Raw genomic sequence first — 26,238 nt, 5'->3', positions numbered from 1 at the left:
GTGCTGTCCGGCCAGGGGTCTGGTCCGCCCGGGAAATCAGGGGGCGGCGTCGTGGGGGTGGGTAAGCGCCCCCGCTCCTTCACCCACCCCCCGATTTCCCGGGCGTTCTTGCGCGTCCGTGACCGGACCGGTTACTCGCCGGGGTGGGCGAGCTCGATGTCGTGGCCGTCGACCCCGCGACCGGCCACGGTCAGGGCGCCCGCCACCGGCGGGTAGCCGGTCGCGATGACCGAGTACTCGCCCGCGTCCAGGTCGGTGAAGGCGTACGCCCCGTCCTCCCCGGTCGTCGAGTTGGCGATGACGTTGCCCGCCGCGTCGATCAGCGTGACACGCGCGTCCGGCAGCGGCCGCCGGCCGGAGCCGGCCCGCACAACGCCCTGGACCAGCGCGCCGGCCCGCAGTGCGGCGTCGACCCGGGTGACACCCTGGCCGCCGACCTCGACGGGCAGGGCCATCGGGCGGAAGCCGGCCGCGTTGACCGCGACGGTCACCGAACCGGGGACCAGCTCACCGAAGGCGAACTCGCCCGCCTCGCCGGACTTGCCGGTGGCCAGCACGTCGCCGCGGACATCGGTCACGATGATCATGGCGCCCTCGACCGGCGCACCGCCCTCGGCGGCCCGCACGGTTCCGGCCAGCCCGCTCGTACCCGCGAGCAGGATGTCGTAGCTGAGCGGCTCCTCGCCGACCACCACGGTGGACGCCTGCGGCTGGAAGCCGTCGGCGGAGGCGATCAGCACGTACGAGCCGGCGCCCGGGGCGGCCAGGCCGTAGCTGCCGTCGGCCTGCGCGGCCGAGATGCCCAGCTGCCGGCCGCCCAGCGAGATCAGCGTGACGGCGGCGTGCCCGACGGGCGCGCCCTCGGCGCCGCGCACCACACCGCGTACCGCGGTGCCCTGCAGCGTCGCCACCGGAGCGTCCTGGTGGGTGTCGACCGAGGTGACCCCGGCCGTTCCCTCGGAGACCAGCGCGGTGGTACCGGACGTGGCGTCGGCGAGGGCCGCCGCGTCGACCGGGGCCGCTGCCTGTGCCGGGACGGCCTCGACGGGTGCTGCCTCGGCCGGGGCCGGGGCGTCGTTCCCCGCGTTCGTCCGCAGCGCAACCTCCTTGATGAAGATCGTGACGAGGAAGGCGAGCAGTGCGGCCGGGGCCGCGTAAAGGAAGACGTCACCGACGCCGTGTCCGTAGGCCGCCTCGACGACCGTACGCAGCGGCGCGGGCAGCTTGTCCAGGTCGGGGATGCCCCCGCCGCCGGTGCCCATGGACGCGCCCTGGGGACCGAGGTCGCTCAGGCCGTCCTTGACGTAGTGGGTGACACGGTTCGCCAGGACGGCGCCCAGTGCCGAGACACCGATGGCACCACCGAGGGAACGGAAGAAGGTGACGACGGAGCTGGCCGAACCGAGGTCCTTGGGGTCGACCTGGTTCTGCGTGGCGAGCACCAGGTTCTGCATCATCATGCCGATGCCGAGACCCATCACGAACATGAAGATCGCGATGTGCCAGTACGTGGTGTCGTACCGGATGGTGCCGAGCAGGCCGAGCCCCGCGGTGAGCAGGAAGCCACCGCTGACCAGCCAGATCTTCCAGCGGCCCGTCTTGGTGATGATCTGGCCCGAGATGGTGGAGGAGAGGAACAGACCCGTGATCATCGGGATCGTCATCACACCGGACATCGTCGGCGACTTGCCGCGCGCCAGCTGGAAGTACTGGCTGAAGAAGACGGTGCCCGCGAACATCCCGATACCGACGAACAGCGAGGCCACCGAGGCCAGCGTGATGGTGCGGTTGCGGAAGAGCCGCAGCGGGATGATCGGCTCACTGGCCCGGGACTCGGTGAAGATGAAGAGCAGGACCAGAACCAGGGAGCCGACCAGCATGGCGCCGGTCTGCCAGGACATCCAGTCGTACTTGTCGCCCGCGAAGGTCACCCAGAGGAGCAGCAGCGAGACCGCGGCGCTGATGAAGAAGGCGCCGGTCCAGTCGACCTTGACCTCGCGCTTGACGACCGGGAGCTTCAGGGTCTTCTGGAGCACGATGAGGGCGATGACCGCGAACGGCACGCCGACGTAGAAGCACCAGCGCCAGCCCATCCAGCTGGTGTCGGTGATGACACCGCCGAGCAGCGGGCCGCCGACGGTGGCGACGGCGAAGACCGCGCCGAGGTAGCCGCTGTAGCGACCGCGCTCGCGCGGGGCGATCATCGCGGCCATCACGATCTGGGCGAGGGCGGAGAGACCGCCGACGCCGATGCCCTGCACCACACGGCAGGCGATGAGCATGCCGCTGCTGGTCGAGAGACCGGCGACGACCGAGCCCAGGACGTAGATGATCAGGGCTATCTGGACCAGCAGCTTCTTGCTGAACAGGTCGGAGAGCTTGCCCCACAGGGGGGTGGTCGCCGTCATGGCCAGCAGCGAGGCCGTGACGACCCAGGTGTACGAGCTCTGGCTGCCGCCGAGGTCGGAGATGATCTCCGGCAGGGCGTTGGAGACGACGGTGGACGACAGAATCGCGACGAACATACCGAGCAGCAGCCCGGTGAGTGCTTCCATGATCTGCCGGTGTGTCATCGGCGTGCCGTCGGAGGAGTCGTGCCCTCCGTGCTTGGCGTGGCCGCCCCGCACACCGGTTGGTGTGGTCGTAGCCATTTAAATCCTTGTCTTTGCTTCTGTTACACGGGTGTACGGGTGTACGAGCCGTCGTTGTTGTCGGCCGGCCGGGAGCGGCAGTCGCCGCTGTGCCTTCCGGGGGCGCACCCGCCGGAACCGCGACAGGAGAAGCTGTCGCGCAGCCGGGCCAACAAGGAGTTGAGCTGCCCGACCTCTTCGTCGGACCAATCCTGGAGGTGGTGGGCGAACATTTCGGTGGTCCGGCAGTTCAGGTCGGAGAGCACGCCCACGCCCGCAGGGGTCAGCCGCAGGATCCGGGAACGCTTGTCCGCCGGGTCGGGGGACCGTTCGATCCAGCCGCGCTCCGCTACATGGGCGACATGTCGGCTGGTGACCGACATGTCGACGTCGAGCAGTTCGGCCAGACTGCTGATCCGCATCTCGCCGTGCCGGCTCAGCAGAGCCAGTACGGCCGCTGAGCCCGCAGGACACTCGGCCGGCAGGGTGCGTGCGAGTCCTCGTTTCACGGCGCCGATGGCGCTCAGCTGCCGGGCCAGTTCTTCGTACTGACTCCGTGCGGCCACGGGACCCCCAGACATCATCACACCGGTCATCTTGTTGCTTAGGGCAACCATAGAAGCCGTTGGTTGCTGCAGGCAAACGAAATAGGGCTTGCATAAGTAAAGGAACCCAAAAGGCTGAGTAGGGGCGAAGTCAAAGCCCCAGCGTCTGCGGTGTGTAAGGAACGGGATGTGTCTCCTGCCACACCAGGGGCTCGGGTGACGCGGTCCGCGACCCGGATTCCGGGTGGGCCGGGACACCCCTCCGGCGCTGCCGCGCGGCCGGCGAACGGTGCGCGGTCGTCCTTCGCGCGTATATACGGGAAGGCGGGCGGGCGGGGACGGCCGTGACGCCCAAGTGGCCCGGGACGCAGCGGTGTTGCGCGCCGGGGGAGGGGCCGGGGGCGGTTCGGGGCGCGGTGCGGGGTCCGGTGGGCCCGGCGGATTCCCCGTCGCACACCCGTGCCGTCCCCGCCCCTCGCGCGGTCCTCGCCCGAGTCCCACCCGGCGCTTGCGCACCGTTTGCCCCGCTGCGGCCTCGCGCCTTCAATGCCCCGGGGGTTGGGCGCCCGCGCCGAGTTCGCTAGGGTCCTGCGACATGGCACACAACCCCCACGCCCCGCAGGGTCCCGAGGGCACAAGCGACCCGGCAGGCAACACGCAGATGTTCCGCGCCTTCGTCGACGAGGGCGAGCCGCAGCGCCGGCAGCAGCCCGCGGCCGTGTCGTCCGGCCCGAGGACCGGACTGATCGCCGCCGTCGTCGCGGTGATCATCGTTCTCGGCGCGGTCGCCTGGCTCGCGCTGGGCTGACCGGCCCTCCGGTCACCCCGTCCCATCCGTCACTTCCAGCCCGTCACTTCCAGACGGCGGTGACGTCCCGGGTCTCGACATGCATGCCCAGGGGCACCCGCCAGTCGTCCATACAGACGGTGTACGTCTTCTTCCGCGCCGCTCCCGCGTCGATCGGCGCGGGCAGCGGCGCTGTCGATTCCCGGGTCGCCCAGTCGATGCCGAGACCGCCGATGATGTGCGTGGCGAAGGTGACGGTGCCCGAACGCACCGGTGAGCCACCGGTGTTGCGGAACTCCACGGTCACCTTCTCGCACCAGCGGTGGTCCGCCGCCGCCCGGCCGGGAGCGCCGACCTTCAGCACGGCTGGGCCTGCGGGGGCGGTGGAGCCGGGCGCGGGCGGGGTGGCGGGGGCGGTGGAGCCGCCGGAGCCGTTGGAGCCTCCCGAGCTGCCGGAGTCTCCCGGGCCGTTGGAGCCGGACGGGGTGGAGCCGCCGCTTCCGGAGCCGTTGGAGCCGCCGGAGCCGCCTGTGGGGCCCGTGCCGCCTCCGCCCGAGCCGGTGCCGGTGCCCGAGCCGGTGCCGTCCGCCGTACGGCCGGGCGTACCGGGTGCGCCCGGCCCTCCGGTGCCGCGTCCCTTGGCCGATGAGCCCGGTGAGCGCAGTGAGCCCGGTGAGCCCGAGGGTGCGGTGCTCCCCGGTCTCCCGTCGCCGCCCCCGCGCCGGTCCCCGTCCAGCGGGACCAGCGTGACCTTCCCCGAGGGCGCCACCGCCCCCGAAGGGGTCCTTCCGGGGCCCGACTGTGCCGCGCCGACCGCCGTGTAGCCCTCGCCGCCCGTTCCGTCGCCGCAGCCTGCCAGGGAGCCGCCCAGGCACAGCACGGCCGCCGAGGCGGCGATCAGGGTGCCCCGGCGGCCGTGCGGACCGAATGTCTGACGTCGCATCGCGTCAGTGTGGCTGACGGCCCGTCAAATCGAAACCCGTGTGCGGCCGCACACGGAATCAGTCGGCGATGAGCCCCTCCCTGAGCTGGGCGAGCGTCCGGGTCAGCAGGCGCGAGACGTGCATCTGCGAGATGCCGACCTCTTCGCCGATCTGCGACTGGGTCATGTTGGCGAAGAACCGCAGCATGATGATCTGCCGCTCCCGGGGCGGGAGTTTGGCCAGCAGCGGCTTCAGGGACTCGCGGTACTCGACGCCCTCCAGGGCCGAGTCCTCGTACCCCAGCCGGTCGGCCAGCGAGCCCTCGCCGCCGTCGTCCTCGGGCGAGGGGGAGTCCAGCGAGGAGGCGGTGTAGGCGTTGCCCACGGCGAGGCCGTCGACGACGTCCTCCTCGGAGACCCCGAGCGCCTTGGCCAGCTCCGGAACGGTCGGCGAGCGGTCGAGCTTCTGGGCGAGCTCGTCGCTGGTCTTGGTGAGGGCGAGCCGCAGCTCCTGGAGCCGGCGGGGCACCCGTACCGACCACGAGGTATCGCGGAAGAAGCGTTTGATCTCACCCACGACCGTGGGCATGGCGAACGTCGGGAACTCCACGCCGCGTTCACAGTCGAACCGGTCGATCGCCTTGATCAGGCCGATCGTGCCGACCTGGACGATGTCCTCCATGGGTTCGTTGCGGCTGCGGAACCGCGCCGCGGCGTAACGCACCAGCGGCAGGTTGAGCTCGATGAGTGTGTCCCGCACATAGGCCCGCTCCGGGCTGTCCGTTCCATCGGGCCCCGGTGCGGGGCCGAGTGCGGCGAGCCGCACGAACAGCGAGCGGGACAGCGTGCGGGTGTCGATGGCTTCCGACGAGCTGGTGAGCACAACGGGTGCGGGTGCGCTCTTGGTGAGCGTGAGCACCTTCGAGCTGCCCTGTTCTGCGGACATGCCACCCCCTTGAGGTCGCGGACGGTCGCGGTGGCCGCGACCATCGGAGGAACGCAGCCTCCACCTGAATACCGGAAGCGAGGCGGCGGCAAACGCGGTTCCCGCAGAATGTCACATGTCGGCAACACGCTGTAGTGACTTGTCGACAAGTCTTGGGTGAGTCTGTGCAGTTAACAAGGGGTTTGCCGCATGTGGCGGGGCGGGAATGCCCAAGGAACGGTCTACCCGTTCCGGTTACGCCTCGATCCTGTTTGCGGATCGAAGTCGGGCGAAACTTCTGGCAAGAAGCCTTGACACATGCATCTGCGACACACCCAGTTCCGCGCTGATCTGGGACTGCGTCAGATTGCTGTAGTAGCGCAGCAGCAGGATCCGCTGCTCGCGTTCGGGCAGCTGCACGAGCAGGTGACGGACCAGGTCGCGGTGCTCGACACCGGCCAGGGCGGGGTCCTCGTAGCCGAGCCGGTCGAGCAGTCCGGGCAGCCCGTCACCCTCCTGGGCGGCCTCCAGCGAGGTCGCGTGGTACGAGCGCCCGGCCTCGATGCAGGCCAGCACCTCGTCCTCGGAGATCTTCAGCCGGGCGGCGATCTCCGCAGTGGTGGGCGAGCGGCCGTGGGCGGTCGTCAGGTCCTCGGTGGCGCCGGTGACCTGGACCCAGAGCTCGTGCAGCCGGCGCGGTACGTGGACGGTGCGCACGTTGTCCCGGAAGTACCGCTTGATCTCGCCGACCACGGTGGGCATGGCGAAGGTGGGGAACTGGACACCCCGTTCGGGGTCGAACCGGTCGATGGCGTTGATCAGGCCGATCGTGCCGACCTGGACGACGTCCTCCATCGGCTCGTTGCGGCTGCGGAACCGGGCCGCCGCGTAGCGCACGAGGGGGAGGTTCGCCTCGATCAGTGCCGTCCGGACCCGGCCGTGCTCCGCGGTGCCCGGCTCCAGCCCCTTGAGCTGCCCGAAGAGCACCTGGGTGAGCGCCCTGGTGTCCGCGCCCCTGGTCCTGGCGGGGGTGACGGTGTCGTCGGGCGTCTCGGTCTCGATCGTCTGCACCGCCTGCTGCGCCGACGGCTGCGGTGATTGCTGCACCGACTGCGGCACCGGCTGCTGCGGTGACTGTGCAGGCGGTTGTTGCGGTGACTGCGCCAGTGCCTGCTGCTGCGGTGGCTGGGCGGTCTGGGGAGGCACTTGAGGCGCTGTACTGGCCGGCACGGTGACGCCACCCCTTTGCGGTCAACTTCGGTCAACTCATCCGTCAAAAGCGGTCATAGCATCACAAGACATGTCCACTATGTGCAAGCACCCTATTGCGCCGTGTTGACATCGAATCGGTTTAAACACAAAGAAAAGCCCCTCACCGCTGTGGTGAGGGGCTCGCAGGGCCGAAGGGGTCAGAACGGGTAGTCGGCGATCACCCAGGTGGCGAATTCGCGCCACTGACCGGCGGCCGCCTGGTGGGCCGGATGCTCGATGTAGCTCTTCAGCGCGGCCTCGTCGGCGACGGCGGAGTTGATCGCGAAGTCGTACGCGATCGGCCGGTCGGTGATGTTCCAGGCGCACTCCCAGAACTCGAGGCCGGGGACCTTGCCCGCCAGCTCCTGGAAGGCCCTGGCCCCCGCGACGACCCGGGGGTCGTCCCGCTCGACGCCGTCGTTCAGCTTGAACAGGACCAGATGGCGGATCATGGGGGTACTCCTACTTCACGAGCTCGGACATGAAGTCACCGACGCTCTGCGCGGCACTCGAAACGCCCTCGAAGCCTACTTGGACGAGGTCCGCGGCACGGGCCGGGGACGTGATGATCGTGTAGAGCACGAAGACGACTATCAAGTAGAGAGCGATCTTCTTCGCTTGCACCATCGGCCCCTGACACCCCTTCGATCCCCTGCGCGGTCGGGCGAGTCTATCCGCACGAATGGCCGTATCCACGTGGTGTTTCCGATCACTCATCCGGACTTTAGGGACCAAGGACCCGGTGACCGGGGCCCTTCGCCCGCCCATGTGGCCCCCGGCACGAGGCAGCATGGATGACGAGCCCGGCGGATGTGGCAGAAGATCCGCAGGGCGAGGAACAGGGCCCCTCTGTGGGGTTCTCGCCGCGGCATACCCCCCGATCGCGGCGAGGACTGTAAGGCCCTGTTCTCATCGGGGGGAGCGGCTTGTCCCCCCGATGCCGCTTCCCCCGACCTGACTCCTCCCCCGCCCGCGCGCTCAGCGCAGCGTGCCGGCGGTCTCCGGCGGCAGGTCCTCCGGGAGCAGCAGCCGCAGGTCGTCCAGGTCCGGCGCGGGCATCGCGCCGATCCGGCCGGCCTGCCGGGTCATCATCGTCTCCAGGATCTGCCGGGCCGTGCGCGCGTTGCCGAAGGACTGGTCGCGGGTCAGGCCGTCCATGTAGCCGCGCAGCGCGGTGAGCGCCTCCGGGTCGCAGTCGTAGCCGTAGCCGGTGGCCTGCTTGGACAGGATCTCCAGCAGCTCGTCCGTGGAGTAGTTCTCGAACTCCACCGTCCGCGAGAACCGCGAGGCCAGACCCGTGTTCGAGTCGAGGAAGCGGCGCATCTCGCGCGTGTAGCCGGCGGCGATGACGACGACCTCGTCGCGGTGGTCCTCCATCAGCTTCAGCAGCGTGTCGACGGCCTCCCGGCCGAAGTCGGAGGTCGCGCCCTCCGGGGTGAGCGTGTACGCCTCGTCGATGAACAGCACACCGCCCAGCGCGCTCTCGAACGCCTCCTTGGTGAGCTGGGCCGTGTGCCCGACGTAGCGGCCCACCAGGTCGGCGCGGGCCACCTCGACGAGCTGGCCCTTGGGCAGGACGCCCAGGGAGCGCAGCAGGTCGGCGTAGAGCCGGGCGATCGTGGTCTTACCGGTGCCGGGCGGGCCGGAGAAGATGAGGTGCTGGCTGATCTTCGGCGTGGGCAGTCCGGCGGCCCGCCGCTGCCTGGTCGCACTGAGCAGGTTGACCAGGGCGGTCACCTCGTTCTTGACCGCCGTCAGACCGATCATGGCGTGGAGCCGGCCGAGCAGTTCCTCGGAGCCGGGGCCGGTGTCCGCCGGGGTTCCGGCGTCCGGCCCCACGTCGTCGGGCAGCAGGAGGGTCAGGTCGCTCTCCGCCGGGTTCTTCATGGAGCTCAGCCGCAGCGCCTGCCGGTCCACCATCTCCTCGAACACGCGGCGCGCGGCGCGGCCGTTGCCGAACGAGGCGTCGCGCGGCATCCGCTCGTAGTGCGAGGCGAGGGTGTCCAGGGTCCGCGGGTCCAGCGCGTAGCGGTGGGCCGCGCACATGTTCTCGGTGATCGTCACCAGTTCGCCGACCTCGTAGTTGGCGAACTCGATGGTGCGGGTGAAGCGGGAGGCCAGTCCCGGGTTGGAGGAGAGGAAGGCGGCCATCTCGCCCGTGTAGCCGGCGGCGATGACGGCCACCTCGTCGCGGTGGTCCTCCATCAGCTTCAGCAGCGTGTCCACGGCCTCCCGGCCGAAGTCGGCGCCGGAGCCCTTGCTGTCGGAGAGCAGCGTGTACGCCTCGTCGATGAACAGGACGCCGCCGATGGCCTCGTTGAACGCCTCGGTCGTCTTGATGGCCGTACCGCCGATGACCTGCGCGACCAGGTCGGCCCGGGAGACCTCCACCAGGTGACCGGAGCGCAGTACGCCCAGATCCGCCAGGATGCCGCCGTACAGCCGGGCCACCGTCGTCTTGCCGGTGCCGGGCGGGCCGGAGAAGACCAGGTGGCGGCTCATCTGCGGAACGGGCATGCCCAGTTGGGCGCGGCGCTCGTTGAGCTGGGTGAGGTTGACGAGCGTCCGCACCTGGCTCTTGACCTCGGCGAGGCCGACCAGCGACTCCAGCTCCTCCAGCGGGCCCCTGGGCCCCTTGGCCGGCTCGCCGGGCCCACCGCTCGCGGCGTCCGGCGGGAGGGTGTCGCCCCAGGCGTCCGGGGCCACGTTGCCGGCGCTGTTGAGGTCCTCCACCGTGAGCCGCTCGTTCACCCGGGTCTGCTTGAGACCCGCGCCCCGGTTGTCGCGGACGGTGCAGCCGGTGACGGTGATCGCCTCGGCGCTGTCGATCCGGATGCCGTCGCCGACGCTGCCGATGACCTGGGAGGAGGTGAGCGTGGCGCGGGAGCCGTTGGAGAGCATGACGCCGTGGGCGCCGCAGTCGGTGATGTGCGCGCGCACCACGGTGAGTTCACCGCCCGAGTCCACCGTGATGCCGCCGGCCACGGCGGACTCGATCCGGCAGTCCCGCAGGGCGCCCAGGCCCTCCGAGCCGACGGACACGGTGGTGTCGGTCGCCGCCCGCATGACGGTGTCGCGTATCTCGGGGTTGCCGCCGGAGGCGATCCGTACCGCGGAGCCGCCCGCCCGGTCGATCTCGCAGTGCTCCAGCCGGCCGCGCCCGTCCTCGGCGACCTCGACGCCGTGGCCGCCCGGCGAGGTGACCCGGGCGCGGCGCAGCAGCGGGTTGGCGCCGGTGAGTATCCGGATGCCGGCCCCGGCCGCGTCCGCGACCAGCAGGTCGTCGAACTCCGCGGAGGAATCCTCCTCCAGCAGCACGGCGCCGCTCGTGTCCGCGCAGTCGCGTACCGCGCAGCCGGTCAGGGTGGGCGCGCTGGAATTGATCACCCGGATCGCGGGAGCGGCCGCGGAGTCGAACTCGCAGTCCTGGAAGGTGCCCCGGGAACGCTCGGTGACGGCGAGTCCGCTGCCGCCGGTGCGTGCGGTGCGGCAGTTCAGGAACTCGGGGTCGGCGCTCGCGGCCAGCATGATGCCGGGGCCCGAGGTGCCGGACACGGCGACGTGCTCCAGGATCGGACGGGCGGAGCTGGTGATGTAGACGCCGACGGAGGTGTCGTGCACCGAGGTGCGAAGGACCCTGGTGCCGCTGCGGCCCTCCAGCGCGATGGACGGCTTGTCCGTGCCGGAGATGTCGCAGTCCTCCACCACGCCCTGCGCCTCGTCGGAGGTCAGCACGCCGTTGGCGCGGGCGTCGCGGATCCGGCAGTCCCGTACGGTCGTTCGCGCCTCGGCGCCGATGACGACGCCGGAGGTGCCGAGGTTCTCGATGAGGCAGCCGGCGATGACGCTGCCCGTGGGCGCGGAGTCCACGACCCCGGCGCCCTTCGGGTTGCTGACCCGGCAGTCGCGCATCGCGAGCGAGCCCTCCTCGCGGGCCAGCACGGCCGTCCAGCCGGCGCCGATGACCGTGCAGCCGTCCATCGCGACCTGGCCGCGCGGCACGTCGACCACCGGCAGGTCGTCGCTCCCGCCGCGCAGGGTCAGGTCGGTGAGCATGACGGCGTCGGCGACGAGGACCACGGCGGTGCCCCGGCGCGGGCAGATCTCGACGCTGCCCGGATCGCCGTCGGCGACGATGGTGACCCGCGTCCTGACGACGAGGTTCTCCGGGTAGCGGCCGGGGTGGACCCGGATCACCGCACCCGTGCGCGCCTTGTCCAGGGCATCACCGATCGTCCGGAAGCCGTCCGGCTGTTCCGACCCGACCCTGAGCAACTGCCGTGACACGCTCGGTCCTCCTCGCTGTGGTGCCGCCGCCGCGTGCCTCTCCCACCCAGGGGACCGGCCGGGGACTGGTTCGCGTCCGGGGTACGTACGGCTGTGCGCACGCGCTGAAGGCTACGGGAACGGTGGCGCGATGTTCCAGGAGGGACAGCCCCGTTCGGACCGGATCCGCCGGCGGCGGCGCCAGGCCGCGCACCCGGTGGACGGCCGCCGGCCATGTCCCGGTCCGCGCGACCCGGCCTCCGGCGCCTATCATGCGCGCCATGCCCCGTGCCCGAGTTCGCCTCCGCCGTCACCCCCGCGCATCGGCCGTGGCCGCCACCTTGCTGATGACCGTGATCCCGGCCGCGCTGGGCGTCGTCGGTGTCGTGCCGGCCGCGCCCGCGTCGGCCGACTCCGTGGGGCTGCCCGTCGTGCGGTCCGTCCTGGCGGAGGACGACACCTGCGCCGTCGCCTCCGGCAAGAAGGCCCAGGCCGAGCCCTGGACGATGGGAGTCCTGGGCGCTTCCCGCGCCCGGCCGCTCTCCCAGGGCGCGGGGACGACGGTCGCGGTCGTGGACACGGGCGTCGCCACGGCGGCGCCCGCGCTGTCGGGACGGGTGAGCGCGCTGGGTGCGGCCGGTGAGGACTGCGTCGGGCACGGCACCTTCGCGGCCGGTCTGATCGCGGCGAAGCCCGGCGGGGACGGCGGCCCGGCGGGGCTGGCGCCCAAGGCCCGGATCCTGGCCGTGCGGGGCACGGACGAGCGTGGCGTCACGACGGCCGCCCGGGTCGCCGAGGCGATACGCCAAGCCGCGGACGAAGGGGTCTCCGTCATCTACGTGGCCGTGGCCCTGGACGGCGGCAAGGCGCAGCTGACGGACGCCGTCGCGTACGCGAGCGGCAAGGACGCGCTGGTGGTGGCCCCGGCGGCGCCGGACGCGCTGCCGAGGAACACGGAGCCGGCGCCCTGGTACTGGCCGGCGGCGGCGCCCGGCGCGCTGTCCGTGACGGACTACGGCCCGGACGGGGGGCGGCCCACCAACGCGCCGGTGGTGAGCGGGGTGGACCTGGCCGCGCCCGGTGACGTGGTGGTGAGCATCGGGCCGAAGGGCTCGGGCCATTTCATCGGCTCGGGCGCCTCGTTCGCCGCCGCGCACGTCGCGGGCGCGGCGGCGCAGGTGCGCGCCCGCTACCCGGAGCTGAAGGCCGCCCAGGTCTCGCGCCGGCTGACCGGGGCGGCCTACCCGGCGACGCCGCCCCGGCTCGACCCGTACGCCGCGCTGACGGCCGTACTGACCGAGGCCAAGGGCGCGGCGCCCAAGCAGCAGCGGGCGGTGCTCCCGCCCCCGCCGCCGACCCAGCCCCGCACCCGGGCCCTGGTCATCGCGGGTGTGGGCGGCGGTCTGGTGCTGCTGGTGGCGGCCGGTGCGGTGATCATCCCGCGCGGCCGGGCCCGGAACTGGCGGCCGGCGGGCAGCTGACGGGGCCGGCCCGGTGGCCGGCCCCGTCCTCGCGGCCCCGTTATGACGCGGTGTCGTCCTCCAGCACCGCTGTCTGCACCTGGATCTGCTTGCGCCGCGTCACCCGCGTACCCCGGCCGGGCGGCAGGTTGCGGCCCTTGACGCTGCCCATGATGAAGCCCTCCGACGGGGGGCACGACAGCAGCAGTGTCGGGGTGTTGACCTCCTGCATGCGGCGCAGCATCTGTTCGTTCAGGCCCCGGCCCGCGCCGGCGGCGGAGCGGGCGACGACCAGGTGCAGGCCGACCTCGTACCCGAGGGCGAGGTGGTTCAGCAGCGGGTCGAACGGGGCGTTCATCGCGCTGGTGCCCAGCATGTCGTAGTCGTCCACGAGGATGAACAGCCGTGGCCCGTCCCACCAGTCGCAGGTGCGCATCCGGGCCGGCTTGATCTCCGGGCCCGGCACGCGGGCCGCGACCGCGCGGGCGGCGCCCGCGATCAGCTCCTTCAGGGCGTCCATCGACACCGCGTGGCCCAGGCGGTACTCGTCCGGGATCGCCTCCACCAGCTCGCGCCGGTAGTCCACGACCATGATCCGGGCCTCGGCCGGGCTGTACCGGTCCATGATGGCCTTGGCCGTCAGCCGCAGCATGTTGGTCTTGCCGCTCTCGGTGTCGCCGACCACGATCATGTGCGGGGTCTCGGAGAAGTCGTGCCACACCGTGGACAGCCGCTCCTCCTCCAGGCCGATGGGCATCTTGAAGTCGCCCTTGGGCGCCGGGAGGTCGGCCAGCCGGAGCTTGGCCGGCAGCATCCGCACCGGCGGGGCCGGCGGGCCCAGCCAGCTCTCCCGTACCGCCGCCACCAGACCCGCCACGCCGTCGGACAGGTCGTCCGCCGACTCCGCGCCGTCGATCCTCGGCAGCGCGGTCAGGTAGTGCAGCTTGGCGTCCCGGGTCAGGCCCCGGCCCGGCAGCCTCGGTACGGTCGCGGCACGCCGCATGTCGATCTCGGAGTCCATGGGGTCACCCATCCGCAGCTCCAGGTGGGTCGCCGCCTGGTCCCGGATGGACGAGGTCAGCTCCACCCAGCGGGCAGTGGTGACGATCAGGTGGATGCCGTAGTTGAGACCCCGGGCGGCGATCGCGCCGAACGTCTGGATGTAGCGGTCGAAGTCCTGGCGCACGGTCGACCAGCCGTCGATCACGAGGAACACGTCGCCGTGCCGGTGCTCGGGGAACTCCCCGGCGGCCAGCCGGCGCCGGAAGTTCGCCATCGAGTCGATGCCGTTGTCCAGGAAGAACCGCTCGCGCTCCGCGAGGAGCGTGGTGACCTCGGCGATCGTACGGCCGACCCGCTCGGTGTCCAGGCGGGCCGCGACCCCGCTGACGTGCGGCAGTCCGGCCAGCCCGGCCAGTGTGCCACCGCCGAAGTCGAGGCAGTAGAACTGCACCTCGCGCGGGGTGTGGGTGAGCGCCAGCGAGGCCATGATCGTGCGCACCATCGTGCTCTTGCCGCTCTGCGGGCCGCCCGCGATGGCGATGTGCCCGCCCGCGCCCGAGAGGTCGACGGTCAGCAGGTCCCGGAGCTGGTCGAAGGGGCGGTCGATGATGCCGATGGGGATGGTGAGCCGGCCCCGGTTGGGTGATCCGGCGCAGGTGAGGCCGAGTTCGGGGTCCGGGGTGAGCGGCGGCAGCACCTGGTCCAGGGTGGCGGGCAGATCCAGCGGCGGCAGCCAGACCTGGTGGGCCGGCGGCCCGGCGGTCAGCAGCCGCTCCACGGCCACGGACAGCAGGGTGTCGGCGGTCTCCTCCTGGTCGGGCGCGGGCTCCGGCTCCGGGGCGTCCGGCAACTGGCGCGGCACGACGTAGCTGTTGGTCCACGGCACGGTCTGGCTGGCCACCCGCGCCTGGTTGGCGCTGCCTCGGCGCTGCTGGTAGGAGCCCGAGACGTACGCGGCCCGGAAGCGGGTCAGCGCCTCCACGCCCGACTTCAGGTAGCCGCTGCCGGGCTGCGGCGGGAGCTGGTAGGCGTCCGGCACACCGAGGACGCCGCGGCTCTCCATCGCGGAGAACGTGCGCAGACCGATCCGGTACGACAGATGGCTCTCCAGCTGGTGCATCCGGCCCTCGTCCAGACGCTGCGAGGCCAGCAGCAGGTGCACCCCGAGGGACCGGCCGAGGCGGCCGATCATCACGAAAAGCTCCATGAACTCGCGGTGTGCGGCGAGCAGCTCGCTGAACTCGTCGACGACGACGAACAGGCTGGGCAGCGGTTCCAGCGGCACACCCGAGGCGCGGGCCTTCTCGTAGTCGAGCGCCGAGGTGTAGTTGCCCGCCGACCGCAGCAGTTCCTGGCGGCGCATCAGCTCACCGTGCAGGGCGTCCTGCATGCGGGAGACGAGCGCGGCCTCACCGGCCAGGTTGGTGATGACGGCCGAGGTGTGCGGGAGTTCGTCCAGGCCCAGGAAGGTCGCACCGCCCTTGAAGTCCACGAGGACGAAGTTGAGCGTCTCCGAGGAGTTCGTCAGGGCGAGCGAGAGGACCAGGGTGCGCAGCAGTTCGCTCTTGCCGGAGCCGGTGGCGCCGATCAGCATGCCGTGCGGTCCGGTGCCGCCCTGGGCGGACTCCTTGATGTCCAGCTCCACCGGCTCGCCGTCCGCGCCGACCGCGATCGGCACCTTCAGCCGGTTGGGGCCGGTGTGCTGCTGCCACAGCGTCTCCGGGTCGTGGCGGTGCAGGTCGGGGATGTTGAGCAGGGCGGTCAGCTCGACGTTGGCGGACAGCGGTTCGGACGAGTCCGAGGCGGTGCCCAGGCCCATGCGGTACGGGGCGAGGCGCCGGGCGAGCGAGGCGGCGCCCACCAGCCCGAGGCTGTCGGGGCTGCCGAGCGTGGTGGTCTGCTCCTTGCGCTCGCGGTCGGTGCGCACCAGCCCCAGGTCGCCCTCGGCGACGGTGAAGCGGAGCGTGCTGCGGCCGGGCCGCCAGGTGAGGGCGCCGCCCAGGTCCAGTACGACGGTGTTGCGGAAGCCTGCACCGTCCGCGCGGTGACCGGCCGGGACGGTGCCGCCGTCCACCACGATCACCGTGAACGGCTCCTCGCGCCCGGGTACGGCGTCCGGGTCGAACTGGGGCCGCTCCATGAACTCCGGTCCGAGCAGGTCCTCCAGCTCGCCCAGGGCGGAGACGGTCATCCGGGTCGGGCCCGCGCCGTCCGTGTCGTGCGGGTGGAGGCTGTGCGGGAGCCACTTCGTCCACTCCCAGTCCGGGCGCCGCTCGTCGGAGACGCACAGCACGATCCACACGTCGTCCGGCGAGTGGAAGGTGGCCAGCTGGGCGACCAGGGACCGCGCCACGGCCCGGGTGCGCTCCTCGTCGCCCCGGAACAGCACCCGGGCCCAGGCCCGCAGGTAGATCGCGATGGGCTGCTCGGGGACCGTGGAGTAGGCGCGGATGAAGCTGCGCAGGGCGTGCGCGCTGAGCGGTTCCAGGTCCTCGACGGGGTTGCTGGAGTTCGGATTCAGCTTCAGGCCGAGCTTCTGCTCGCCGACCGCCACCCTGACCTCGCCGAAGTCCTCGTCGCGCGGACGGCGTTCCCACAGCCGGGTGGTGCCGACCATCGACCACAGGGCTGCGGGCTCGGGGTGGCGCCAGGCCAGGGCCCGCTGCTGGTCCACGACGGCGCCGCGCACCTTGCGCCGGATCTGGGTGAGATAGCGCAGGTAGTCGCGGCGCTCGCCCTTCAGCTTCTGCTTGCGTTCGGCGGCCTTGCGCATGAACTGGCCGATGAACATCGCGGCGGCGCCGAGCACCATCATGCCCAGGGCTATGTAGATGAACCCGCCGCTGCCCCGCGTCATACCGGGCCGCATGAACATGAACATCATGGAGACCGACATCATCGCCATGGGGAGATACGTCCACACGGCGGAGGTGTCGGGCACCGTCTCGGGGAGGACCGGCGGTTCCTGGAGATTCAGCTCCCCGCCGGGCATCTCCGGGCCCCGGCGTCGGGCCGGTCGGCGGAACAGGACCACACTCAAGGAACCGTCTCCTTACGGGGCAGGGGTGGAGCGCGGGCGGCACGGCGCCGGTGTCGCCCCTCGTCGGTGCCGGGCCGGGTACGACCGGCACCCGGCATCCCGCACCGCCATGTCGGCGCGGCGCTCTGTCACAGTCTCGCCGCAACCCGTCCGGGCCGAATCACGGCCCTGCCGGGTCGTGCGGCCACCGGCCGGCAGACCGGCGCCACGTCGTACCGCAGGCCGGGGCACCGTCCGGACCACGCCGGTTTCCTTGTCACGCGGCGAATTTGTCACGCGGCCTCCCGTGCCATTCGCCACGCCGAATTCAGCGTCGGACACCTGGTGCGCCGACGGTCACATCACATCCGGTGCCATGGGCCACATCGCCCACAACAGGCGGCTGATACTACGATCATTACGGCGACCGCCAACAACCGGCCCTTTCCCGGGGCTTTGGGACGCGCCCGGCACCAGTGAATTCCGGCGGTCAGTCAGTCCGCGTTCCCCTGCCCGTTCTCAGCAGTAACCGGAGAAGCGTGAGCCATCCCGATGACTGACACTCAGGTGGCCGAGCTGTGCCGTCTGACGGTACGAGCCCCGGCCAGGAGCATCGATCTCGCCGTCCCCGCCGACGTCCCCGTGTCGGACCTGCTGCCGGCGGTGCTCGGATACGCCGGCGACAACCTCGAAGAGGCCGGCATCGACCACGGCGGCTGGGTACTCCAGCGGCTCGGCGGCGAACCCCTGGACGAGGAACGCACCCTCGACTCCTACGGCCTGCGCGACGGCGACACCCTCTACCTCAGACCGCGCACCGACGCCCTGCCCGAGGTGCACCTGGACGACCTGGTCGACGGCATCTCCACCACGATGCGGGACCACCCCTACGGCTGGACCCCCAAGGTCAGCCGCTGGGTCCTGCTCGGCATCGCGGTCGCGGTGCTCGTCGGCGGCATGGTGGTGATCGCGTGGCCCGGCGGCTCCGCGCTGACCCGGGCCGTGTTCGCCACCGCGGCGGGCCTGCTGCTGCTCGCGGGCGCCGGCGCGGCGAGCCGGGCGGTCGGGGACGCCGGCGCCGGGGCCGCACTCGGCTTCATGGTGGCGCCCTACCTGGCGCTGGCCGGCTGGCTGCTGCCGGGCGGTGAACTCAGCGGGCCGCACGCGTACGAGACGCTGGGCGCGCGGCTGCTCGCCGCGGGCGCCGCAGCGGCGGGCGGGGCGGTCCTCGCCCTCGCCGTCGTGGCCGCGTTCGCCGCGCTGTTCCTGGGCGTCGCCGTCGTCTCGGCGTTCGCGGCCCTGGTCGCCGTGCTGCTCATCGTGACGGACCTGGCACCCGTGCACGCCGCCGGGATCGTCGCCGTCCTGGCGGTGATCCTCGGCGCGTTCGTGCCCTCACTGGCCTTCCGGATGTCCGGGATGCGGATGCCACCGCTGCCGACCAACGCCCAGCAGCTCCAGGAGGGCATCGAGCCGCACGCCACCTCGGTGGTCTCGGCCCGCGCCGTGCTCGCCGACGGCTGGATGACCGCGCTGTACGGGGCGGTGGGTGTCGTCGGCCTCGGCTGCGTCGTCGTACTGGGCCGGGAGGACGAACTCGCCGAGATCATCATGACGGTGGCCCTGTCCCTGCTGCTCATCCTGCACGCACGGGGACTGGGCAACATCTGGCAGCGCATGTCGCTGGTGGTCCCGGGCGTGAGCGGACTGATCCTGCTGGTGCTGGTCGCCGCCCCGGCCGCCTCGCCCGCCAACCGGCTGGTGACGGCCGCGGGGCTGCTCGCCGTGACGGCGGCGGTCGCGATCGCCGCCTGGACCGTCCCCGGGCGCCGGCTCGTGCCGTACTGGGGCCGTGCCGGGGAACTGCTGCACTCGGCGCTCGCGATCAGCATGCTGCCGCTCGCGCTCTGGGTGCTCGGCGTGTACAGCGCCCTGCGGTCCATCAACGGCTGACCGGAAGGGAGACACGCTGCGATGCAGTCCAAACGCGACCAGGTCCAGGCGCACATGTTCGTCATGGGCCGGCTCACCTCCGGCATGCTGCGCGCGGATCCGGACGCCCCCGAGAGCCCGCAGGGCCGGACCAACCGGGGCGTGGTGATCGGTATCGTCATCGCCGTCCTGCTGACGGCGGGGTCGTTCGTCCTCGGTCTGCTCAAGCCCGGCAGCACGGACTCCTGGCGCACGGCCGGGACCCTCGTCGTGAACAAGGACACCGGCTCCCGCTACCTCTACCTGGACGGCCGGCTGCGCCCGGTGCGCAACTACGCCTCCGCGCGGCTGCTCGGGGGCGCCGACATGAAGGCGACGTCCGTCGGCAGCGGCTCCCTGAGCGGTACGCCGCACGGGGCGCCGATCGGGATCAGCGGTGCGCCGGACGCGCTGCCCGCGAGCACGGACCTGGACACCGGACCGTGGCAGGTCTGCTCGGGCGGTGCGACCGCGTCGACGGCCACCACCGTCGCGGTGGGCGTGGAGGCCGACGCGGCGGGGCTGCCCACCGACCAGGCGATGCTGGTGACGGGCCCGGACAAGGCCGGCTATCTGGTGTGGCGGGGCAGCAAGCTCCGGCTCGACGCGGACGGCCGCGCCCGCGAGGCCCTCGGCTACGGAACCACCCCGAGGATCCCCGTCTCGGCGCCCTTCCTGAACGCCCTGCCCTCGGGGCCCGACCTCAGCGCGCCCGACGTGCCCGGCAAGGGGCAGGATGGGCCCTCGCTGGGCGGCCGGAAGACCCGCGTCGGCGAGGTGTTCCGGGTCACCGTGCCCGGCTCCGCCGACCGCTACTACCTGCTCCGCAAGGAGGGCCTGAGCCCCCTCACCGCGACCGGCGCCGCGCTCGTGCTCGGCGACCCGGAGACCCGCCAGAAGGTGTACGGGGGCGGCGCGGCCAAGGTGACCGCGCTGGGCGCGGACGTGCTGAGCGGCCGGCTGGCCCCGGGCGCGGGCGAGAGCGCACAGGACCCGGACCTGCCCGCGGCGCCGCCGGAAGCGGTGGCCCTCGGCGAGGACCGCACCGTCTGCGTACGGGTCGAGCCCGGCGAGCGCGGCCCCCGGATCAGCGTGGCCATGACCGCGCCGGGCGCCCTGGGCCCGGCCTCGCAGGCGCCGCCCGAGGGGCTCACCCCGGCGTGCATGCCGGTCGGCACGGTCGCCGTGCAGCCGGGCGCCGGATCCCTGGTGCGCGCGCTCGGGGCGGGCGGGAGCCCGCTCGGCACCACGGTCTACCTGGTGACGGACACCGGGATGAAGTACCGGGTGGGGACGGTGGACGCGCTCACGGCGCTCGGCTACTCGCAGGCCCAGGCGCGCGGACTGCCCGCGCCGCTGCTCGCGATGCTGCCGACGGGCCCGGACCTGACGAAGGAGGCCGCCGCGATGGGCCGGAGCGCGAACACGACGCCGCGCTGCGAGCGCAAGTGAGCACCCGGAAACAGGAACGTCGCACGGCGCACCGCACCGTGACGCGCGAGTGGCACATCGTGGTGGCGGGGGAGATGAACATCGTGTGACGCGAGAGAAAGTCCCCGCGGTGGCGAAACGGGACGTGCACGATGGGCGTCCTGGTAGGTGAAAGCACAACTACGCCCACGTAAAGGGACACAACTGACGTCGAGGCCGAATCCCTCTCACGAATCGGCCGAAACACCGGGTTGGAGCGGAAAGGGTGACTCAGGCCATTGAGCTGTCAACTCACCTGTCCTTAGGCTCCCTTTGTCCATCCCGTCCGGACGCCGGTCCTCCGGCCGCGTCCGTACACGCATCGCGCCGCCCGGATCTTGTGACCGGCGGCGTGACACTCCAGGAGGCACAGGCATATGGCAGGTACAGGCGGACAGCAGTCACTGGCGTCAGCGACACAGAACGGTGTCACGGCTCTGGAAATGGCCTTCAGCGGCGTCCAGAACAGCCGGCAGGACGTGGAGAACATGAAGCACAACCTGTCCTCCGGATACGCGGGAAGCGACGGTGGCGCGTTCCAGAACCTGCTCGACCGGTGGGACTCGCAGGCGGAGATCATCTCCAAGAACCTTCGCGACATGATCGGGACGCTGGAGGAGACGATGCGCGCGCAGGGCATCCAGCAGTCCACCGCGAACGAGTCCATCCAGCAGGCACAGAGTCGCGCCGAGGAGATCTTCAACGCCCTGGCGGGCTCGACGGCCGGCAGCTGACGACCGCCCCCGCACCGGGCGTTGTGACCGCCACCCGGGCTCGGCACGACCCCCTACCCGAAGCAACCGCCGCGAGACGAGGACGACCATGACCCCCCCGCTTGACTTCACCGACGGCCAGATCTACGTCGACTACTCCCACATGCAGAACGCCGCCGACGACATGGTCCACCAGACCAAGGCGATCGACAGCATCCTCACCAACCTGGAGGCGGAGCTCCAGGAGCTCCAGCGCACCTGGGAAGGTGACGACAAGGCGGTGTACGGCGAGAAGCAGGCGGCCTGGGACCACGCGGTCCAGGAGATGAAGCGCATCCTCGCCGAGAACTCGGCCCTGCTGAACGACGTCTCCGACACCTACCAGTACAGCGAGAAGTCCCTGACCTCGCTGTGGGAGAGCGTGCGCATCGGCAGCTGACCCAGGGACTGTCGTAGGGCGACACGCCCCCTGTGTCTCTTCGGGCGGCCGCCCGCGTGTGCGTCACGCGAGCGGCCGCCCGCTTCCGTGGGGCGGTGCGCCGATGCCCCACGGAGATCCGCGAAACGCCCCGAAGCCGGTGGAAACCCAAGGAAAACAGGAGTAGTGCGCAATGGCCGACAAACCCGCAGTCAATCTCAACAAGGCCTGGCTGCAGAGCTTTCTCGACAAGGACGTCGTTCCGTTCCTCGCCTCGATCAAGAAGGTGAGGGAGGACGGGAACGCCCCGGACGGGGTGCTGGTGCCGGGTATCCCCAACCTCCAGGGCGGGGACGACGGCTCGAAGAAGGCGCACGGCTTCTACGACGGGCAGAAGGTGCCGCTGGCCATCGGCGTGATGGCAGGTGACAAGGACGGCCGGACCAACGGCGGCTACCTGATCAAGTCCCTGAACGCGATGGTCGATCAGATCGACGAGATCCTCAAGTTCCAGATCGAGCTCTTCGAGGAGATCGAGGACAACCTCCAGGACACCATCGACGAGATGTTCAAGACCCAGGACGACAACATGGAGAAGATCGAGGGGAAGAAGTTCGTCAACTTCTTCGAGGGCGTGGACGACATTCTCTCCGAAGGCACCGGTGACTCGAAGGGCGGCGGGGACGACGATGACGACGACTGATGACGACGACCGAGTCCCCGCGGCAACGCCGGCCCGCGCTGCCCGCCGCGGATTCCCCGTGAAGGCGTCATGACCGCGTGATGCGCGGGGTCGTTGCGGCGCGCTGCCCCAAGGCTGTCCCGCAGGGCGGAACCGCCCGGCCCGTTCTCCTCATCATCCGCCCTGACCGAAAAGGCATCCTGGCATGGCGCTCGACTCCAGCAAGATCACCAACAAACTCACCAGTGCCAACGACAAGTGGGCCGAGGCGGCCCACTTCTTCACGGGATACAAGGCGCCGGCCAGGAGCGACCTCTTCGACACCCTGGTCGGCAACGAGGGCATTCCGCTGATGAAGGTGGAGATCTCCGACGTCGGCTATGTCGACTACGTCGACACCGAGGACATGAACTGGCTGACGGAAAACGCCGGTTACAAGATCGAGAGCACCGACTTCGTCATCCCCTTCTACCACTCCTCCGGTGGTGAGGGATCCGACGTGACGATGCACAAGGCGCGGATCACGATGCTCGGCAACTCGGGCGGCGGAAAGAGCCCGAGCCAGGGGTACTTCGAGGGCGGGCAGTTCTCCAGCCACATCGACGGCCACCTGGGAATGGACGGCAAGCCCACCTGGGACACCACGCCGGTCACCCAGTACGCCTTCGGCACTGGACTGGCGCTGGAGGAGCTGCGCAACAACGAGCAGTACGGCACCTACGGCTTCAGCTGGGGCGGCAAGTCGGTGGACGACCCCGACTCCGTCACCCTCGGCAACTTCGACGTGGTGGCCGGCTCCTTCGACCGGGTCGCCCAGTTCTTCGCCAGTCAGCACAAGCTGGTCGAGGAGTGGCAGAGCAGGGTCGGCAAGGAGAAGAACGACGCCTGGCGCGGCAAGGCCGCAGGTGTCTTCTGGGACCTGGTCCACAAGGTGAACAAGCAGTACTCGGACTATGCCGAGGACATGACCTCGGGTACCGGCTATTCGAAGCAGGGCAACGAGATCAGGGCGGCCAAGAAGGACTTCAGCGATGCCGTCGTAGATCTGCACAACGCGTGGATGAAGTGGGAATGGAGGTACGGGAACCCGCTGATCCTGCTGAACCAGCTGCTCACCGCGGTGATGAACCATGTGTGGGACAACAACATAACGAAGATCACTTATGAGATCGAGCCTGCCGGGGAGTCCTACTACACGAACTACATCGCCGAGGCGGGCTTCGACAACAAGGCCGCCATCGAGAAGATCTCGTCCTATGACGGGGAACTGGTCGTCCCGGCGGCTGAGTTCGGTGAGCTCAAGGAGCTCGGGACCTGGCTGAACATTGGGAACAAGGCTGTCGAGATGTGGCAGCAGACGGTCATCGACCAGCTCGACAAGGCCGCGATCGCCGCCATGGAGAAGGTGCGCAACAGCTGGAGCAACAGCAGCTTCGACCTGGGGGAAGTGAAGTCCCGGGGCACCAGCGGCACGCTTGAGTCGGACTACAAGGACGACAAGGCCGACGTCGCGGAGGAGAAGGCGGCGAAGGACGATGCCGACGCCAAGGCCGCCGCCGCTGACGCCGCGGCCAAGCAGGCGGCGTTCATCCAGTGGCAGAAGGACCAGGCCGCCAAGGCGGAGGCGCAGCGGCTGAAGGACAAGGCCGAGCAGGAGGCCAAGGAAGCCAAGGCCAAGGCCGAGCAGGAGGCCAAGGAGAAGGCGGCCAAGGAGGAGCAGGAGCGCAAGGAGAAGGAGGCCGAGGAGAAGGAGGCGAAGGCCAAGGCCGAGCAGGAGGCGAAGGAGAAGGCGGCCAAGGCCGAGCAGGACGCCAAGGAGAAGGCCGCCGAGCAGAAGCAGGCCGAGCAGGAGGCCAAGCAGGAGGAGAAGGAGAAGGAGCAGGAGGCCAAGCAGGAGGCCAAGGAGCAGGAGGCCGAGGCCAAGCAGGAGGCCAAGGAGAAGGAGCAGGAGGCCAAGCAGGCCGAGCAGGAGAAGAAGCAGGAGGAGATCCGCAAGGAGCAGGAGGCCAAGCAGGCTGCGGCACAGGCTCGTTCGGAGAACATGCAGATCCTCCAGATGAACCAGGCCAAGGCCGAACAGGAGAAGGCGAAGAAGGAGCAGGACGCCAAGGAGGCCCAGGCCAAGGCGGAGCAGGAGGCCAAGGAGAAGGAGGCGGAGCAGAAGCAGGCCGAGCAGGAGGCCAAGCAGGAGGCGAAGGAGAAGGAGCAGGAGGCCAAGCAGGAGGCCAAGGAGAAGGAGGCCGAGGCCAAGCAGGCCGAACAGGAGAAGAAGCAGGACCGCATCCGCACCGAGCAGGAGGAGCGCCAGGAGCAGCAGCAGGAGGAGCAGGAGAAGAAGCAGGCGGAGCAGGAGGCCAAGCAGGAGGCGAAGGAGAAGGAGGCCGAGCAGAAGCAGGCCGAGGCCCAGGCCAAGCAGGAGGCCAAGCAGGGGGAGCAGGAAGCCAAGCAGGACCAGATCCGCAAGGAGCAGGAGGCCAAGGAGGACCAGTACCGGTCCGAGCAGGAGCAGCGGCAGAAGGAGGCCGAGACCAAGCAGGACCAGGTCCGGCAGGAGCAGGAGAAGAAGCAGGCCGAGGCGGAGGCCAAGTACGACAACACCCGCCGGGAAACCCTCAACGGCGGCGATCTGCCCGATCTGTCGTCCACCCACATCTCCGGTCCCGTCAACGACGGCGCGCTGGACATCCCCGGCGGCGGCGAGTCGCACATCGACTCCAGCGGCCGGGTGATCACCGAGTTCCCGGACGGCTCCACCACCACGATCGACCCGGTCACGCACTCCTCGACCGTGACGAGCCCCGACGGTTCGACCACCTCGGGCCCGCTCAACACCGGCGACCTGCTGACCAACCCAGGCGGCAGCACCACCCACCTGGACCCCGGCGGCAACGTGGTCACGGACTACCCGGACGGCTCCACCCAGACGGTCAACCCGGACACCGGCACCACCACGGTCACCCACCCGGACGGCTCGACGACCTCCGGATACCTCGACGACTCCGGCTCGTCCTTCGGCTCCGGCCACCTCAACAACGGCTCGCTCGACTTCACGGCCCCCTCGTACGACTCCCCCTCCTACGAGGAGGAGCTGTTCGACGAGAACCCCTACGAATCGCCCCTGGGCGGCAGCGGGGGCGCGGACGCGGCGGCCGCGCCGAGCCACAACCGCCCGTTCCTGAACAGCGGCCCGTTCCCCGGCCCCACCGCCGACGGCATGGGCGGCTCGGGCGCGGCGGCCGGTGGCGGCACGGGCGCGGCCGGCTCGCCGACGGGCGGCGGTGGCGGCATGGGCGGCGGTATGGGCGGCGGTATGGGAGGTGGCATGGGCGGCAAGGGCGGCGGCCAGTCCGACTCCGGCGAGCGCGTCCGTAACGTGATCGACGGCGAAGTGGTCAACAACCGCCGCCCCCGTCCCGGCGCGGGCGCTCCCCGCGGCGGCCGGTACGCGGACGACGAGGTGCGCGTGGCGGCCGGCGGCCCCACCGCGGGCCGCACCCCCTTCCTCGCGCCGATGGGCGGTGGCGCCGGGGCGGGCGGCGACTCCGGCCGGACCCAGACCGAGAGCGGTGAGCGTGCCCGTGACTCGTGGGTCCCGGAGGACGAGGACGTATGGGGCACGGACGAGGGCGGCGCCCCCGCGGTGATCGGACGATGACCGCTACCGGGGCGGGCCCCCGGCGCGAACGTATCCACAGCAGCATTCGGAGAGGTGTCCGTTGAGCGAGTCGATGGAAGCGAAGCTGGCCCAGGCCATGGCCGAACTGACGGCGGTGCAGGAGGCCGTCGTGCGGGCCGAGGGAGAACTCGGCCAGGCCTCGGCCACCACTCGTTCACGGGACCGCGCGGTCGAGGTCACCGTGGGCCCGCAGGGTGAGCTGACGGCGCTGAAGTTCCCGGACAACAAGTACCTGAACATGACGGGACCTCAACTGGCCGCCTCCGTGATGGAGGCGGTCCAGGAGGGGCGTTCCCGGATGGCCCGTAGAGTGATCGAGGTCTTCGAGCCGCTGACGCGGTCGGGCGGTGGCGCGACCGGCCTCAGGGGCGTTGACATCGACTGGGACCGGGCCTTCGGCTCGGCACTGGACGATCCGGCCGACGGGCGGAGGCGCTCCTCGGCCCGGCTGCACGACGAGATCCACGAAGACACCGACTGACTCCAGGAAGCGAACCAGGG

18 protein-coding genes are annotated in these 26,238 nt (G+C 70.8%); 9 read left to right on the top strand and 9 right to left on the bottom strand.

What is annotated here, in order from left to right; genetic code table 11:
- Positions 1 to 131: 131 nt before the first annotated feature.
- Both EDD93_RS09695 and EDD93_RS09690 read right to left on the bottom strand, forming a co-directional pair.
- A complete protein-coding gene (locus tag EDD93_RS09695) occupies positions 132 to 2,651 on the bottom strand; it encodes an MFS transporter (protein WP_123524762.1) in 2,520 nt (839 codons plus the stop codon).
- Positions 2,652 to 2,674: 23 nt separating this feature from the next.
- On the bottom strand, positions 2,675 to 3,196 hold the full coding sequence (locus tag EDD93_RS09690) for a MarR family winged helix-turn-helix transcriptional regulator (protein ID WP_123524761.1): 522 nt from the start codon (positions 3,194 to 3,196) through the stop codon (positions 2,675 to 2,677).
- 574 nt (positions 3,197 to 3,770) lie between these two features.
- On the opposite strand from EDD93_RS09690, the gene EDD93_RS09685 reads away from it, so the two are divergent.
- Positions 3,771 to 3,983 carry a hypothetical protein gene (locus tag EDD93_RS09685; protein ID WP_123460542.1) on the top strand — a complete coding sequence of 71 codons (213 nt, stop codon included), beginning with the start codon at positions 3,771 to 3,773 and terminating at the stop codon, positions 3,981 to 3,983.
- Positions 3,984 to 4,026: 43 nt separating this feature from the next.
- Here EDD93_RS09685 and EDD93_RS09680 read toward each other — a convergent pair whose 3' ends face one another.
- The 6 genes from EDD93_RS09680 to EDD93_RS09660 form a co-directional block, all read right to left on the bottom strand.
- The gene (locus tag EDD93_RS09680; protein ID WP_123524760.1) at positions 4,027 to 4,905 is read right to left on the bottom strand and encodes a hypothetical protein; all 879 of its coding nucleotides are present in this window, start codon (positions 4,903 to 4,905) and stop codon (positions 4,027 to 4,029) included.
- 58 nt (positions 4,906 to 4,963) lie between these two features.
- Positions 4,964 to 5,830 carry an RNA polymerase sigma factor SigF gene (locus EDD93_RS09675; protein ID WP_024489092.1) on the bottom strand — a complete coding sequence of 289 codons (867 nt, stop codon included), beginning with the start codon at positions 5,828 to 5,830 and terminating at the stop codon, positions 4,964 to 4,966.
- 234 nt (positions 5,831 to 6,064) lie between these two features.
- Positions 6,065 to 6,916 carry an RNA polymerase sigma factor SigF gene (locus EDD93_RS09670; RefSeq protein WP_123524759.1) on the bottom strand — a complete coding sequence of 284 codons (852 nt, stop codon included), beginning with the start codon at positions 6,914 to 6,916 and terminating at the stop codon, positions 6,065 to 6,067.
- 302 nt (positions 6,917 to 7,218) lie between these two features.
- Complete coding sequence (locus EDD93_RS09665) at positions 7,219 to 7,512, bottom strand: Dabb family protein (protein WP_123524758.1); 294 nt, start codon at positions 7,510 to 7,512, stop codon at positions 7,219 to 7,221.
- Between the two features lie 10 nt (positions 7,513 to 7,522).
- Positions 7,523 to 7,687, bottom strand: coding sequence for a hypothetical protein (locus EDD93_RS39555; RefSeq protein WP_185092260.1), 165 nt, complete (start codon positions 7,685 to 7,687; stop codon positions 7,523 to 7,525).
- 351 nt (positions 7,688 to 8,038) lie between these two features.
- Entirely contained in the window at positions 8,039 to 11,347 is a 3,309-nt protein-coding gene (locus EDD93_RS09660) for a right-handed parallel beta-helix repeat-containing protein (protein ID WP_123524757.1), read from the bottom strand.
- A 251-nt stretch (positions 11,348 to 11,598) separates the two neighbouring features.
- Here EDD93_RS09660 and EDD93_RS09655 point away from each other — a divergent pair, with 251 nt between their 5' ends.
- Positions 11,599 to 12,807: a S8 family serine peptidase gene (locus EDD93_RS09655; RefSeq protein ID WP_123524756.1), complete on the top strand. Its 1,209-nt coding sequence runs from the start codon at positions 11,599 to 11,601 to the stop codon at positions 12,805 to 12,807.
- A gap of 40 nt (positions 12,808 to 12,847) precedes the next feature.
- Here the strand turns inward: EDD93_RS09655 and eccCa are convergent, their stop codons facing one another.
- Positions 12,848 to 16,822 (bottom strand): type VII secretion protein EccCa, encoded by a 3,975-nt coding sequence (eccCa, locus tag EDD93_RS09650; RefSeq protein ID WP_123524755.1) that lies wholly within the window; start codon positions 16,820 to 16,822, stop codon positions 12,848 to 12,850.
- A 537-nt stretch (positions 16,823 to 17,359) separates the two neighbouring features.
- On the opposite strand from eccCa, the gene eccD reads away from it, so the two are divergent.
- The 7 genes from eccD (at position 17,360) to EDD93_RS09615 (ending at position 26,218) form a co-directional block, all read left to right on the top strand.
- Positions 17,360 to 18,760 (top strand): type VII secretion integral membrane protein EccD, encoded by a 1,401-nt coding sequence (eccD, locus tag EDD93_RS09645; RefSeq protein WP_123524754.1) that lies wholly within the window; start codon positions 17,360 to 17,362, stop codon positions 18,758 to 18,760.
- Positions 18,761 to 18,781: 21 nt separating this feature from the next.
- Positions 18,782 to 20,230 (top strand): type VII secretion protein EccB, encoded by a 1,449-nt coding sequence (gene eccB / locus EDD93_RS09640; RefSeq protein ID WP_123524753.1) that lies wholly within the window; start codon positions 18,782 to 18,784, stop codon positions 20,228 to 20,230.
- A gap of 395 nt (positions 20,231 to 20,625) precedes the next feature.
- Positions 20,626 to 20,982, top strand: coding sequence for a hypothetical protein (locus EDD93_RS09635; protein ID WP_123524752.1), 357 nt, complete (start codon positions 20,626 to 20,628; stop codon positions 20,980 to 20,982).
- Between the two features lie 88 nt (positions 20,983 to 21,070).
- Positions 21,071 to 21,400: a WXG100 family type VII secretion target gene (locus tag EDD93_RS09630; protein WP_123524751.1), complete on the top strand. Its 330-nt coding sequence runs from the start codon at positions 21,071 to 21,073 to the stop codon at positions 21,398 to 21,400.
- A 172-nt stretch (positions 21,401 to 21,572) separates the two neighbouring features.
- The gene (locus tag EDD93_RS09625; protein WP_123524750.1) at positions 21,573 to 22,082 is read left to right on the top strand and encodes a type VII secretion system-associated protein; all 510 of its coding nucleotides are present in this window, start codon (positions 21,573 to 21,575) and stop codon (positions 22,080 to 22,082) included.
- Between the two features lie 184 nt (positions 22,083 to 22,266).
- Positions 22,267 to 25,716, top strand: a complete 3,450-nt coding sequence (locus tag EDD93_RS09620; RefSeq protein WP_123524749.1) for an AAWKG family protein — start codon at positions 22,267 to 22,269, stop codon at positions 25,714 to 25,716.
- 73 nt (positions 25,717 to 25,789) lie between these two features.
- Positions 25,790 to 26,218: a YbaB/EbfC family nucleoid-associated protein gene (locus tag EDD93_RS09615; protein WP_123524748.1), complete on the top strand. Its 429-nt coding sequence runs from the start codon at positions 25,790 to 25,792 to the stop codon at positions 26,216 to 26,218.
- The last annotated feature ends 20 nt before the right edge of the window (positions 26,219 to 26,238 follow it).

The organism is Streptomyces sp. 840.1 (assembly GCF_003751445.1).
Taxonomy (GTDB): Bacteria; Actinomycetota; Actinomycetes; order Streptomycetales; family Streptomycetaceae; genus Streptomyces.
The sequence above is the reverse complement of the archived record's forward strand: the minus strand, read 5'-3'. Positions and strand labels throughout refer to the sequence as shown.